This window comes from Flavobacterium sp. W22_SRS_FK3 (assembly GCF_052113665.1).
Taxonomy (GTDB): Bacteria; Bacteroidota; Bacteroidia; order Flavobacteriales; family Flavobacteriaceae; genus Flavobacterium.
The window spans coordinates 260373-274993 of the sequence record NZ_JBGQOF010000001.1 but is presented as its reverse complement, the minus strand read 5'-3'; the positions used below and the strand labels follow the sequence as shown (position 1 = coordinate 274993).

Annotated in this window: 13 protein-coding genes; 3 read left to right on the top strand and 10 right to left on the bottom strand. The window is 33.7% G+C overall.

Annotated elements, in window-relative coordinates; translation table 11 throughout:
- Nucleotides 1-4 precede the first annotated feature (4 nt).
- The 8 genes from ACEN2I_RS01265 to ACEN2I_RS01230 all read right to left on the bottom strand — a co-directional run bounded on the left by ACEN2I_RS01265 (nucleotide 5) and on the right by ACEN2I_RS01230 (nucleotide 9649).
- Nucleotides 5-1621 carry a UxaA family hydrolase gene (locus ACEN2I_RS01265; protein WP_441764305.1) on the bottom strand — a complete coding sequence of 539 codons (1617 nt, stop codon included), beginning with the start codon at nucleotides 1619-1621 and terminating at the stop codon, nucleotides 5-7.
- 30 nt (nucleotides 1622-1651) lie between these two features.
- Entirely contained in the window at nucleotides 1652-3094 is a 1443-nt protein-coding gene (locus ACEN2I_RS01260; RefSeq protein WP_441764304.1) for a tagaturonate reductase, read from the bottom strand.
- Nucleotides 3095-3302: 208 nt separating this feature from the next.
- Nucleotides 3303-3974, bottom strand: coding sequence for a bifunctional 4-hydroxy-2-oxoglutarate aldolase/2-dehydro-3-deoxy-phosphogluconate aldolase (locus ACEN2I_RS01255; RefSeq protein WP_441764303.1), 672 nt, complete (start codon nucleotides 3972-3974; stop codon nucleotides 3303-3305).
- 8 nt (nucleotides 3975-3982) lie between these two features.
- Entirely contained in the window at nucleotides 3983-5005 is a 1023-nt protein-coding gene (locus tag ACEN2I_RS01250; protein WP_441764302.1) for a PfkB family carbohydrate kinase, read from the bottom strand.
- 10 nt (nucleotides 5006-5015) lie between these two features.
- Nucleotides 5016-6422, bottom strand: coding sequence for a glucuronate isomerase (gene uxaC / locus ACEN2I_RS01245; RefSeq protein WP_441764301.1), 1407 nt, complete (start codon nucleotides 6420-6422; stop codon nucleotides 5016-5018).
- Nucleotides 6423-6444: 22 nt separating this feature from the next.
- Entirely contained in the window at nucleotides 6445-7236 is a 792-nt protein-coding gene (locus tag ACEN2I_RS01240) for a gluconate 5-dehydrogenase (RefSeq protein WP_441764300.1), read from the bottom strand.
- A gap of 5 nt (nucleotides 7237-7241) precedes the next feature.
- The gene (gene kduI / locus ACEN2I_RS01235) at nucleotides 7242-8081 is read right to left on the bottom strand and encodes a 5-dehydro-4-deoxy-D-glucuronate isomerase (protein WP_441764299.1); all 840 of its coding nucleotides are present in this window, start codon (nucleotides 8079-8081) and stop codon (nucleotides 7242-7244) included.
- 122 nt (nucleotides 8082-8203) lie between these two features.
- Nucleotides 8204-9649, bottom strand: coding sequence for an MFS transporter (locus ACEN2I_RS01230; protein ID WP_441764298.1), 1446 nt, complete (start codon nucleotides 9647-9649; stop codon nucleotides 8204-8206).
- 517 nt (nucleotides 9650-10166) lie between these two features.
- On the opposite strand from ACEN2I_RS01230, the gene ACEN2I_RS01225 reads away from it, so the two are divergent.
- The 3 genes from ACEN2I_RS01225 (at nucleotide 10167) to ACEN2I_RS01215 (ending at nucleotide 12548) form a co-directional block, all read left to right on the top strand.
- The gene (locus tag ACEN2I_RS01225) at nucleotides 10167-11048 is read left to right on the top strand and encodes an alpha/beta hydrolase (protein WP_441764297.1); all 882 of its coding nucleotides are present in this window, start codon (nucleotides 10167-10169) and stop codon (nucleotides 11046-11048) included.
- A gap of 84 nt (nucleotides 11049-11132) precedes the next feature.
- Nucleotides 11133-11435 (top strand): ArsR/SmtB family transcription factor, encoded by a 303-nt coding sequence (locus ACEN2I_RS01220; protein ID WP_441764296.1) that lies wholly within the window; start codon nucleotides 11133-11135, stop codon nucleotides 11433-11435.
- 6 nt (nucleotides 11436-11441) lie between these two features.
- Nucleotides 11442-12548, top strand: coding sequence for an NADH:flavin oxidoreductase (locus ACEN2I_RS01215; protein ID WP_441764295.1), 1107 nt, complete (start codon nucleotides 11442-11444; stop codon nucleotides 12546-12548).
- Nucleotides 12549-12647: 99 nt separating this feature from the next.
- Here the strand turns inward: ACEN2I_RS01215 and ACEN2I_RS01210 are convergent, their stop codons facing one another.
- Both ACEN2I_RS01210 and ACEN2I_RS01205 read right to left on the bottom strand, forming a co-directional pair.
- On the bottom strand, nucleotides 12648-13793 hold the full coding sequence (locus ACEN2I_RS01210) for an acyltransferase family protein (RefSeq protein WP_441764294.1): 1146 nt from the start codon (nucleotides 13791-13793) through the stop codon (nucleotides 12648-12650).
- A 103-nt stretch (nucleotides 13794-13896) separates the two neighbouring features.
- Nucleotides 13897-14544, bottom strand: a complete 648-nt coding sequence (locus ACEN2I_RS01205) for a DUF1349 domain-containing protein (protein ID WP_441764293.1) — start codon at nucleotides 14542-14544, stop codon at nucleotides 13897-13899.
- Between the last annotated feature and the right edge of the window lie 77 nt (nucleotides 14545-14621).

Genomic DNA, 14621 nt, shown 5'->3' with positions numbered 1-14621 from the left:
TTTATTAAAGCGAAACACCTCTTTTCCAAGGGATAAAATCATTTTGATTTAAAATTGCTGCTTTAGTTTTGATTGTTCCACTAGCAACATCAATAATAAATTCTAACATTTCATCTGCCATTTCATTAATTGATTTCTCACCCGTGATAATTCCACCAGTGTCAATATCAATAATATCAGACATTTTTGTAGCCAATTGAGTGTTAGATGACACCTTTACAACCGGTGCTATTGGATTTCCTGTTGGAGTTCCTAAACCTGTTGTAAACAATACCATATTTGCTCCTGATCCTACCATTGCAGTTGTACATTCTACGTCATTTCCAGGAGTACATAGTAATGTAAAACCTGGTTCATTGATATATTCTCCGTAATCATAAACACCTACGATTGGTGAAGTTCCTCCTTTTTTAGCAGCACCTGCAGATTTCATTGCATCTGTAATCAAACCGTCTTTAATGTTACCTGGAGATGGATTCATATCAAATCCAGAACCTGCATCTACAACTGTTTTTTCGTACCACTGCATTAACTCTAAGAAACGTTTTCCATCTTTATCATCTACGCAACGGTTTACCAATTCTTGTTCTACTCCACATAATTCAGGGAATTCAGAAAGAATTGTAGTTCCTCCTAAAGCAACCAAGTTATCAGATAACACTCCTAATGTTGGGTTAGCAGAAATTCCTGAAAATCCGTCAGATCCACCACACTCCAAACCAATTCTTAATTTTGATAATGGAGCAGGTTTTCTTTCAATTTTATTAGCTTCTTTGATCGCTGCAAATGAATCTTTTACTACAGTACTCAACATTTCTTCGATAGTACCGATTTGTTGTTGGTCGTAAATCAAAACCGGTTTGTTGTAGTCTGGATTAATTGCTTTCATCGCATCCTGAAAAATAGAAATTTGCAAATTTTGACAACCTAAACTTAAAACAGTAGCACCAGCAACATTTGGATTGTTTACATAACCAGCTAATAATTTAGCCAAACTATGAGAATCCTGACGAATACCTCCACAACCACCTTGATGTTGGATAAATTTTACTTCAATATTTTCAAACAAATCTACTTCGGTTGATTTTTCAACAACATCTGCAGCTCCTTTTTCAGTATTAACTAAAGAACGAAGTAACAACTGGTAATCGTTTTCTTTAGGTTTAGACAATTCCTTTTCGAAAATACCTTTTAAGATTTCAATATTTCTGTTTTCACAAAATACCAATGGGAAGAACAACCAAACATTTTCAGTTCCAACTTGTCCATCTTCTCTATGATAACCCATAAAGGTTCTGTCTTTCCATTTATCTACATTAGGAACATTCCATCCAATAGATTCTGTTTTAGCAGTTACTTTTGCACTTTCATGTTTTACATTTTCAGTAGAAAGTAATCCTCCTTTTGCAATTGGAGCACTCGCTTTTCCTACCAAAACTCCATACATAATAATGCGTTCTCCTTGTTCAAAAGGATACATCGCAATTTTATGTTTCATTTTCACATCAGACACGATAGTAATTTCCTCTCCTTCAAAGTTAATAACTTCGCCTGCAACCAGATTAACCAATGCAACAGCTACATTATCAGAAGGGTTTACTTTTATTAATTTTTTTTGCATGATAATAATTTTAGAAAGTATATATTCTAATTAATATTGTTTGCTGAAATTAGCATATCCTTTTTCAATTCCATTGGCTTCAATTTCAGTTAAAGCTACTACTAATGCTTCCGATAAACCGTTAATTTTTGTTAAATCTTCACCCCAGAATTCTGTGTTAGATAAAACATTAGCAACAACTGAATTTAAATCCCCTAATTGCCAAGCATTTTTAAATGCTTCTACTAATTCAGGAGTATCTTTTACCGGTAATACTTCGTTATTCCATGTTCCTTTGTAAAATTGGATTAAAGAAGCCAATGAAAAAGTCAAATTAACAGGCAATTTTTTGTTTGCATTATAATATCCTAATAAACTTGGCAAAACTCTTACTTTGAATTTTGAGATAGAATTTAAAGCAATATCAGCAAGTGCATGTTTGATAAATGGATTTTTAAAACGATCCATTACCTCTTCAGCATAGGCAGTGATTTCATGTTTGTCCATAGCAAGTGTTTCGCTAATTTCACTAATAACATTGTTTACAAACGGCCCAGTAAAATCTCCGTTAACAGTTTCCATTACTAATTTGTTACCGTATAACAATGAAAAAGGAACCATTGCAGTATGCGCACCGTTCAAGATACGAACTTTGATCATTTTGAAAGGACGTATATCATCAACAATTTTCACATTCAAATCTGTTTTATGAAATGGCAATTTTGCTTTTAAATCTTCACCTCCTTCAATAGCCCAAAGGAAAAATGGTTCAGCAGCAACAATTAAATTATCCTGATAGTCTAATTTGTTATTGTATTCTTCAATTTCAGCTCTTGGATATCCAGGAACAATTCTGTCAACCAAAGTACTGTGGTAAGAACAAGCATCTGAAACCCAAGTTTTAAATGCATCTTCTAATTTCCATAGATCAACATATTGCAAGATGATTTTTTTCAGAGTCTCAGAGTTATAATCAATCAATTCACAAGGAATGATGGTCAATCCTTTAGAAGCATCTCCGTTAAAATGTTTGAATCTTTCGTATAATAAAACAGTCAGCTTTGCAGGAAATGAAGCTGGTGGCTGCATATCCGGTGTATCACTTTCAACAAATTCAATTCCGGCTTCTGTGGTATTTGAAACAATAAACTGAAGTTCTTCTTCTTTGGCTAAAGCTAAATAATCTGCAAACTCAGTATATGGGTTTACACCTTTTACAATATTACTAATTAGCTCAATATCTTGTATTTTTTCACCCTTTTTGATACCGTTCATAAACAATGTGTAAAGACCATCCTGATCGTTAATCATGTTTACCATACCATCTTTTAATGGCTGAACAATTGCAATACCAGCATTGAAATCTACTTCTTTATTTAGTTTGTGAAAAGCGTAATCAACGAAAGCTCTTAAGAAATTACCTTCTCCAAATTGAACTACTTTTATTGGAAACTTCTCTTCTAATCCTGTATTTATTCTATTTAATTTTTTCATTTAATTCTTTTGTAAAAGTGTTATAAACAACCCTGATAATACCTTATTCGTTTCTATTATTGTAAAAGAAACATTACACTTGTAAATTTTAAAATAAAGCTTGCTGTGAGGAGTGACAAGCTTTATTTTCAAGCGTAATGTTCAATTACAACCTTTAAAACTCTAAAAAAAACTGCCTTTTAATAAGGAATTAAAAACTGATTATTCCCTATTTATTTCTTATATCTTTTATGATGCTCAAAACATCACTTACTTTATTTTTTAAACCTTCGTAATCTTGTTTCTCTAACAATTCTTTAGAAATTAGCTGAGAGCCAAGACCAACACAAGTTGCCCCTGCATTTAACCATGAAGATAAACTTTCAACAGTTGGATAAACACCGCCTGTAGGCATAATATTTGTCCATGGGCAAGGTCCTTTTATTGCTTTAATAAACTCTGGTCCATAAATATCAGCTGGAAATAATTTTACGATTTCGCAACCTAATTCTTCAGCTTTTGCAATTTCTGTAAGCGTACCACAGCCTGGTGACCATAATACTTTACGACGATTACAAGCAATTGCAATGTCTTCTCTAAAAACCGGTGTTACAATAAAATTAGCTCCTAAACTCATATATACAGAAGCTGCTGCAGCATCAGTAATAGAACCAACTCCCAACATCATACCCGGTAATTCTGCCAAAGCATACTTGTTTAACGCACCAAAAACTTCATGAGCAAAATCTCCTCTGCTGGTAAATTCCATTAATCTGGATCCACCATCATAACAAGCTTTTAATACTTTTTTACTGATTTCAATATCGGAATGAAAAAACAACGGAACCATTCCATTATCTTTCATCATCTGAGCGACTTCAATTCTTGAATACTTTGCCATATTTTTATTTATCTTGATACTAATCCGGCAGAGTTTCCTCCGGCCATATTTTCAACTTCTTTTAACGTAACTAAATTATAATCTCCGGCAATAGTATGTTTTAAGCAACAAGCCGCTACTGCAAAATCTAATGCTTTTTGTTTGTTTTCTTTATATTCAACTAATCCGTAAATTAATCCACCCATAAAGGCATCTCCACTACCTACTCTGTCAATTACTGGAGTAACTTCTTGTACAGCTGCATTAAAAATAGTTTTTCCGTTACATAAAACACCGCCAATTCTTTGGTGAGAAGCACTAACAGAGTAACGTAATGTCGTCGCTACTGTTTTTAAATTAGGACATAGCTCATACAATTTTGAATATAAAGCAGGTAATGATTTTTCGTCCTGGTAATCAGGATTTACTTTAGGAATTCCCAACATAAAATAAGCAGTATCAATATCTCCTAAGATAACATTGCTATATTTCAATAATTCAGGCATAACTTCACTCGGAGTTTTGCCATATTGCCATAATTTTGATCTGTAATTCAAATCACATGAAATAGTTAATCCTAATTCGTGTGCAATCTGAACTGCTTCCAGACAGGCTTCTGCAGCACTTTGAGAAATTGCAGCTGTAATTCCGCTAAAGTGGAACCAAGTTGCTCCTTCTAATACTTTTTTCCAATCAATACTACCTTTCTGAATAGTTGCCATCGAGCTGTGCGCGCGATCATATACCACATTGCTTCCTCTGGTTCCGGCTCCTGTTTCTAAATAATAAGTTCCTAAGCGTTCTCCGCCATAAACAATATTTTTAGACTCAACATTCATTTTACGCATTTCCTGTACTGCACAGAAACCAATTTCGTTTTCGGGTAATCTGGTAACAAACTCAGCATCAATTCCATAATTCGCCAAAGAAACACAAACATTGAATTCACCTCCACCGTAAGATGCCGTAAATGCTTTAGCCTGAGAAAAACGCAAATGTCTTTCTGTAGAAAAACGCAACATTATTTCGCCGAATGCAACTACTTTATTCATTATAACTTAATTAAAATTTAAAATATTCTTTTGCATTGTTATACGAAATATCAGAAACCATTTTTCCAATCCATTCCATATCAGCAGGAAGTTCTCCTCTTTGGATTTCATCTCCTAAAAGATTACAAAGAATTCTACGGAAATATTCATGTCTTGGAAACGACAGGAAACTTCTTGAATCCGTCAACATTCCTACGAAACAACTAATTAATCCCATGTTCGAAAGAGCGTTTAATTGTTTAGTCATTCCATCTTTCTGATCCAAAAACCACCATCCTGATCCAAACTGAACTTTTCCTCTCACGCTTCCGTCATTAAAGTTACCAATCATGGTAGCCATTACTTCGTTATCAGCAGGATTTAAGTTATAAATAATCGTTTTCGTCAATTTATCTTTACTATCTAATGCGTTTAAGAAAGAAGATAATTTTTGAGCCTGTGGATAATCTCCAATAGAATCCCAACCTGTATCAGGTCCTAAAATTCTATGCATACGAGCATTATTGTTACGTAAAGCTCCTAAGTGAAATTGCTGAACCCATCCAAGTTCATGGTATGTTTCAGATAAAAACAACAATACAGCACTTTGGAATTTCAAAACTTCTTCAGGGGTTATTGCCTGATTTTCTCTTTTCTTTTTGAAAATTGCATTTACTTCAGATTCAGTAAAGTTTTCAAAATAAATCTGATCTAATCCGTGATCACTTAATTTACAGCCATTTTCATTAAAGAAATCTATTCTTTTTCTTAATGCATCACGTAAATCAGCATATGTATTAATTGCTACTCCGGACACATCCCCCAATGTGTCCAGGTAAGCATTGTAACCATCATTTGAAATCAAAATGGCTTTATCAGGCCTGAAAGCCGTACTCATTTTAGTTTCAAAAGGGTTTTTATTTAATTTTTGGTGAAACTCCAAAGTATCAATTGGATCTTCGGTAGTACAAACCAGTTCTGCATTTACTTTTTTAAGTAAGTTGCGCGTACTGTATTCAGCTGAATTTACTTTTGCAGAAGCTTGTTCGTAAATACTTTCAGCAGATTTTTCGTTTAATAACTCGGTAATATCAAAATAACGGGCTAATTCTAAGTGAGTCCAGTGATACAATGGATTACGCATTGTATAAGGAACTGTTTTAGCCCAGTTTAGAAACTTATCTTTATCAGAACCATTTCCTGTAATAAATTGTTCATTCACTCCTAATGTACGCATTGCACGCCATTTGTAATGATCACCGTTAATCCATACATTTGTAATATTATCGAAAATTTTATCTTCTGCAATAAACTGTGGATTTAAATGATTATGATAATCAATTATAGGTTGATTTTTAGAGTAATTGTGGTATAATTCTTCAGCGAATTTATTTTCAAGTAAAAAATTATCGTTTATGAATGTCTTATTCGAGCTCATGTTTTAAATATAAAATAGAATATTATTCTTCGTTAGATGGTTTTCCAATTGTTGCCAGAATTCCTCCATCAACATATAAAATATGACCGTTTACAAAATCACTAGCTTTGGAAGATAAAAATATTGCAGCACCAGCTAAATCACTTGGATCTCCCCATTTTGCAGCCGGTGTACGACTAATGATAAAATCATTAAACGGATTTCCATCTACTCTAATTGGTTTTGTTTGTTCAGTAGCAAAATAACCCGGACCAATTCCGTTTATCTGAACATTGTATTTTGCCCATTCCGTTGCCATATTTTTAGTTAGCATTTTCAAACCTCCTTTTGCAGCGGCGTAAGCAGAAACGGTATTACGTCCTAATTCGCTCATCATTGAGCAAATATTGATTATTTTTCCTTGTCTTCTCTCTATCATTCCTTTGGCAACATGCTTTGAAACAATAAAAGGACTTACTAAATCAATATCAATCACTTCTCTGAAATCAGCAACTTCCATTTCCAACAAGGGAACTCTTTTAATGATTCCGGCATTGTTAATTAGAATATCAATTGAGCCCACTTCACTTTCAATTTTTTGAACAGCTGTTTTAACTTCTTCTTCTACGGTTACATTAAATTTATAACCTACAGCATTGATTCCTTCATTTTGAAGTTGTTTTACAGCATCATCAATTTTTTGTTGAGAAGAATTTCCATTCACTACAATTGTTGCTCCTGCCTGACCCAATCCTTTTGCCATTGCCATTCCGAGTCCGTGTGTACTTCCTGTAATAAGGGCAACTTTTCCTTTTATATCAAATAAATCCATCATGATTCTTATCTTAAATCTGTGATTTTACATACATCCATATCTCCGTAATCTAAGTTCTCGCCAGCCATTCCCCAGATAAAAGTGTAATTACTGGTTCCGGAACCTGAGTGAATAGACCAGGGTGGTGAAATAACTGCCTGGTGATTATTCATCCAGATATGTCTTGTTTCCTGCGGCTGTCCCATAAAATGACATACAGCTTGATTTTCAGGAATATCCAAGTAGAAATAAACTTCCATACGACGATCGTGAACGTGAGCAGGCATTGTGTTCCAAACGCTTCCCGGTCTTAATTCCGTCATACCCATTTGTAGTTGACAAGTGGTTACAACGCTTCCAATAATCATTTGATTTACAGTACGGTGATTTGCCGTTTCCATAGTTCCTAATTCTAATTTATTTGCTTCAGCTAAGCTTACTTTTACTGTTGGGTATGTAGTATGTGCCGGAGCAGAATTCAAATAAAATTTGGCAGGATTATTTTTATCATCGCTTTTAAAAATCACTTCTTTGTTTCCACTACCGATATACAAAGCATCTTTAAAACCTAATTGATAAGATGTTCCTTCAACAACCACAGAACCATTTCCTCCAACATTTATTATTCCTAATTCTCTTCGTTCTAAAAAATAAGGTGCTTTAAGCGGATCAATTGTTTCCAATGTTAAATCACCTTTTACAGGAACTGCAGAACCAGTAATATATCTATCATAATGAGAGTAAACAAAAACCATTTCATCTTCCTGCATCAAATCATCAATCAGAAATTCATTTCTCAGCTCCTGAGTATCATATTTCTTTACTGCTTCTGGGCTTGATGCGTATCTGGAACTATATTTTGTCATATTTTTTATTTTAATGTAATCGATTGCACAAAATTATATTTTTATATTTACATTTCATAGTACAAATAAAAAATTATTTGTGTGTTTTTTACACTTAAATTTTTTATTTAAATTATTAGTTTTTAAAGGTCTGTAATAGGAACATATTTAGGAACCAAAGATTTCATAACAATCCACCCTGTTAAGTAACAAACTGCGCATATTGAAAAAATTATAAAATAGCCTGCCTCAATTCCTTCAAAGCCCATAAAGGACATATTTGTATCTTTACTATAATCAAATAATAATCCTGAACCTTTATTTATTATAGTAGAACCAATTCCTCCAGCTAAACCTCCTATACCCGTAATGGTTGCAATTGCTTTTTTCGGAAACATATCACCAACAGTTGTAAATATATTAGCTGACCACGATTGATGAGCTGCACCTGCAATACCAATTATAATTACCGGTAACCAATAACTTATATGCCCTAATGGCTGTGCCACTAAAGCTAATAATGGGAAAAACGCAAAAATCAACATTGCCCTCATTCTGCCTTCATAAGGATTCATCCCTTTCTTTTCAACAAAATAAGTTGGGAGCCATCCTCCAATAATAGAAAGTAAGGTAATCATATACAATACAAACAAAGGAAGAGCAGATTCAGTCGAGTCCATTCCGTAAACAGAACTTAAATAAGCCGGAGTCCAGAACAAAAAGAACCACCAAACACCATCTGTCATAAATTTTCCAAAAGCAAAAGCCCATGTTTGTTTATATTTAAAGCAATCGACAAAAGATACTTTTGTTTTGGTTTCAGCAACATATCCTTCAACTTTACTATCTGCAATATCATCCTGTTGAATGTATTCTAATTCTGCAGCAGAAACTCTTTTATGATTTTCAGGTTTTTCATACATGAACATCCAAAACCCCATCCATATAAAACCTAAAGCCCCAATGATAATAAAAGCCATTTCCCAACCAAAGGCCTCTGCTATAAACGGAATCGTAATTGGTGCAGCCAAAGCACCAACAGTAGCACCTGCATTAAAAATACTTGTTGAAAACGCTCTGTCTTTTTTAGGAAAATATTCTGCTGTAGTTTTAATAGCAGCAGGGAAATTTCCGGCTTCTCCAACAGCCAATACAAAACGGGCAAAAATAAACAAAGTAACACTCACGTTGATTACCATTGCCGTATCGTTTACTGCATGGATCGTTTCTTTTGCCCCTTCAAAGCCAACAAACCAATTTCCAGTTATAATTCCTGAAGTTGCAATTCCGCAAAATGCATGCAGGCACGCACCTAATGACCAAATTCCAATAGCCCACAAAAATCCTTTTTTGGTATCCAGCCAATCCACAAATCTTCCTGCAAATAATAAGGATACAGCATAAAAGATAGAAAACAAAGCAGTAATATTTCCATAATCATTATTGGTCCAGTGAAATTCTGGTGCAATAAAATCGCTCCATGTCAACGAAAGAACTTGTCTGTCTAAATAATTAATAGTAGTTGCAAAAAACAGTAATGCGCATATACTCCAGCGATAATTTCCAATAGATTTGTTGGTTTGACTCATAGTAACTATGTTTGTTTGGTTTTAAAACCTTTTAAATTAATTTAAAAACAAAATGTTTTTGAATTTCAGATAAATAGGTTTTTATTATTAATTATAAATTTCAAAAATAGAATTAATTACAATAAAAACCTAAAAATGTAATCGATTGCACAAATATAAGTTTAAATACTTATATTCCAAATAAATTACTTAAAAAATTATTTAACCCTGTAAATTAAATATATATTACAAAAAATCACATATAAAATTACATAATAAACAATACATTTGTTAAATCAAACATTTCACAAAATCCTTTTAGCGCATTGATATAATATCAAATAAAAGTTATCATCAAGGAGTTTTATTATTGATTTCTCATCAAATAATCCATCCTTTTGAATTATGTGTTAACAAAAAATATCCAGTCACTACAAATTAGTTAAGTATTTAAAAATCTAATACCATTTTAAAATTGAAAACATTCGTAAAAATTTATTTTGAAAAAAGCTTTTACTTGTTCATTTTGTTATTTGGAATGATAACAAATTTGCATTCGCAAAATGAAATTTTGCCACTTTGGAATAAAATACCTGACGAAATAAGTGCTTCTGATTATAACGAAAAGGATGTTGTAAAAGAGGGCAAAATTCAAAGTGCAAGTTTTGTTTCAATACCAACATTAAGTGTTTTTCTTCCAAAAGAAACAAAGCTTAATCAAACTGCAATCCTTATTTTTCCCGGTGGCGGATATTCCCATTTATCCATGGACAAAGAAGGAACTAAAGTAGCAGAATGGCTTACTAATTTAGGAATCGCTGCTTTTGTTTTAAAATACAGATTGCCTAGTGATTTAATCATGAAAAACAAATCAATTGGACCTTTACAGGATGCTCAGGAAGCTGTTCGTTACGTTAGATCTAATGCTGCAAAGTGGAATATTGACCCTTATAAAATTGGCACCATAGGCTTTTCGGCCGGTGGACATTTAGCATCAACATTAGCAACACATTTTGATGACAAAATATATGAATCAAAAAGCACTATCAGTGCACGACCTGATTTCTCAATTTTAATTTACCCTGTCATATCTATGGAAAATGGTATTACACATAAAGGCTCACAAACAAGTTTATTAGGAAAAGATCCATCACAGAAATGTATTGATGATTTTTCTAACGAAAAAAAAATTACATCAGAAACTCCTCCAACATTTTTAGTGCATGCTTCAGATGATAGTGCTGTTTTACCTGAAAACAGCATCAATTATTATTTAGCTTTAAGGAAAAAAGATATTTCTGCAGAGTTACATATTTATGAAACAGGCGGCCATGGTTTTGGTTTAGGAGTAAAAGACACCAGTCAATTTTGGACAAATGACTGCAAAGAATGGTTGAAAATTAATCATTATATTTTCTAAAATTAAAATCTGTTAATCTCATAAAGTTTTCTGAAATTATTTTTTATTAATTGATATATCGGGAAAAGTCGATATATTTGCGGTATGGAACATATAGAAATATTTAAGGCCCTCTCAAATAAATCCAGATTACAAATGCTGGAGTGGCTAAAAGAACCCGAACTTAACTTTCCGGATCAACTCCATCATGCAGGATTTGAACACGGGGTTTGTGTTGGACAAATACAAGCCAAAGCGGGACTTACACAATCTACAGTTTCTGAATACCTGTCTATTTTGCAACGCGCAGGATTTATAGATTCTAAACGTGTTGGGCAATGGACATACTACAAACGCAACGAAGGTGCCTTTGAAGCACTCAGTAAATTAATTCAAACAAAATTGTAAATTACTATGAGTACAAACAACCTGTTTTCGCCATTTAACTTAAAAACGTTAAATCTTAAGAACCGAATCGTAATGGCGCCAATGACACGCTCATTTTCTCCAAACGGAATTCCAACAAACAATGTCGCTTCTTATTACCAAAAAAGAGCTGAAGGCGAAGTTGGATTAATATTATCTGAAGGAACTGTAATCGACAGACCTTCATCATCAAACGACGCCAATGTTCCTCATTTTTATGGCGATGAATCTTTAAAAGGCTGGAAGAAAGTAATTGAAGAAGTTCATGCTGCCGGAGGTTCGATGGGTCCACAAATATGGCACATGGGAATTATGGACAATCATCATTCTGGATGGATTCCGCCAGTTCCTTTTGAAGGTCCGTCCGGATTAAACCGACCAGATTTCAGCAATGGAAATACCATGACACAAAAAGATATTGAAGATACTATAATCGCATTTGGTAAAGCTGCAGCTGATGCTAAAAGATTAGGGTTTGATACGATCGAAATTCACGGTGCTCACGGCTATTTAATCGACCAGTTTTTTAGAGCCGAAACTAATTTACGTTCTGATATTTATGGTGGGAAAACATTACCGGAACGTGATCGTTTTGCTATTGAAGTAATTAAAGAAATTAGAAAACAGGTTGGTAATGATTTTGCAGTGATCATGCGTTTTTCGCAATTTAAACCTTCAGATTATAATTATAAGCTGGCAAAAAATCCTCACGAATTGGAAGCTTGGCTTACACCTCTTGTTGACGCAGGAGTTGATATTTTACACTGTTCTCAACGTCGTTTTTGGGAACCGGAATTTGAAGATTCTGATTTGAACTTTGCCGGATGGGCTAAAAAAGTTACAGGAGCACCAACTATCACTGTAGGTTCTGTTGGACTTTCAGGAGATTTCTTTGGTGCTTTTGCAGGAGAAAGTTCACAGCCAACTTCATTAGAAGAATTAAACAGACGTTTCGACAGAGGCGATTTTGATTTGGTTGCCGTTGGGAGACCTCTTTTATCTGATCCAAATTGGGTTGCAAAAATCAAAGCAGGTAAAACTGAGCAGTTAAAAGGTTTCAGCAAGGAAGCGTTAGGTGAATTAGTTTTGGAATAATTATAAAGTAAACTGATTAAAATTAAAATAGAAAGGGATGAAACAGTTTTCATCCCTTTTAAATATCTGTAACTAATAAATATAAAACTTAAAAAACATCTATTCTGTAACAGTAACTTTGCGCTTTTGAAATCTATTCTGAAGCCAGTTTCTAACCGGTTCATCGTAAAACTTCAAACATAAGCAGGCAATTACAATACTGGCAATTAAAATGGCAATTCCAAGTAGACAGCCATCTTTTAGTGAAACTTTATTATCTACAACCCAGGCTGTATACCAATAAATAAGTGGATAATGTGTAATATAAAGCGGATATGAAATATCGCCCAAGGCTTTACAGATTTTAAGTGAAAATGGATTTTTTATTTCGCCACCTGCACCTATTGACACTAGTAAAGGGAAGATCAGAATAATACAAAAAGATTCGTATAAACCGTTCATCCAAAGATTGTTTTCATCTCCAATTCTTGGCATCATAAGAACTATTGCTATCAATAAACTAGAAATCCAGAAAGCGCCCTTTATATGAATTAATTTTCCTAATCGGGAAAGCAAAATTCCGGCAAAAAAAGGATACAATAAACGTGTAAATCCAACATTCATTTGTTCGAGATTCAAAGACCAGCCTCCAATAACATCTCCTTTTGGGCCAAAGACCGTATAATTAATCAGCACTCCGGCAAAAATTAAAACAAAGAATCCAATTAATTTATTTGAAAATTTACGAAAAAACAAAGCATATAAAATGTTTGCAATGTATTCGAAAAAAAGTGACCAGGCAGGTCCGTCAAGCGGATGCATTTCACCCCATCCCCTAATTTCCATAGATGGCGGAATAGGAATCAACGTAAAACCAATAATCATGGTTAAAATCACTTTCCACACTTCCATTCCGGCAATCATCGGAAACAAAATATCCGATGCCTGAAAATAATAAAAAATCGCTCCAATTATCATTCCCATAATAACCATGGGCTGCAGGCGAATCAAACGACGTTTATAAAATTCCCATTGAGTCATTTTCCCCCAACGGTCATCATACGCATACGCAACAACAAATCCGGATAAAAGAAAAAAGAAATCCACGGCCAAATAACCGTGATTGATAATTTGTTTAAAGCGATTTCCGCCGCTAAAAGCTTCAAAAATGTGAAATGCAACAACTAATATTGCCGCAACTCCACGTAAACCGTCGAGAATTTCATAATGTTTTTTTGGTGTAATATCAGTAGAAATTTTACTCATAAATTGTTCATTTTAGATTGCAGATTTTTGATTTTAGATTGCTTGGAATTTGGACTCAAGCGGTAGCGAACAGGCGAAGCAATTTAAAAAATTTGGAATTTACTTATTGATGATTTTTCAGCCATTCCAATCTGCGTTGATCCGGTAAATGTGTTACTTTGAAGTTTTCGAATTTAGCTTCAAAACCTTTTCCATCGGGTGAAGCGGCCATTAAACCAACCATAACCGGCATATTATCTTGTAAAGGCGCATTTCTGGTCAGAATATAATTTTTATCATCAAAAGAGTAAAATACTTCAACGGCATCTAATCTTCTCACTACTTTTATCCACACGAATGGCGGTGCTTTTTCTAAAGTTAATACACTCCAGTCGCTTTTATCGTGCGTTACAACCGTACTTATATTGAATTTTCCATCCACAAATTCAACTCCGGTTTTGATGTAATTTTTTTCATCTATCCGAATCATCAAGCCCATTTGGTCAAAACGGGCACTGTAATTTCCGGTCAATTTTACTTTAGCTTCAAATTCACCTCCATAAGTCGCGTAATAAAACGGTGCATCATCTACCGTAAATCCGTAATGCGAAATACGCCAGTAATCACTATTTGCCGTAACATTCATGATTAAGACATTGTTTTTAATTTCCCATTTTTCAGGTTCATTAAACCATTGCATTTTATTCAGACTTTGCGCCGAGAGGTTTTGCATTAAAAAGAAAACTGTTGCAAATAAAATTATTCGTTTCATAATTATTTTTTATAAGATTTAAAACTTCTAATATTTTACATCTAAGTATTTATAAAAGTAAAGCTGCAACTTTTACA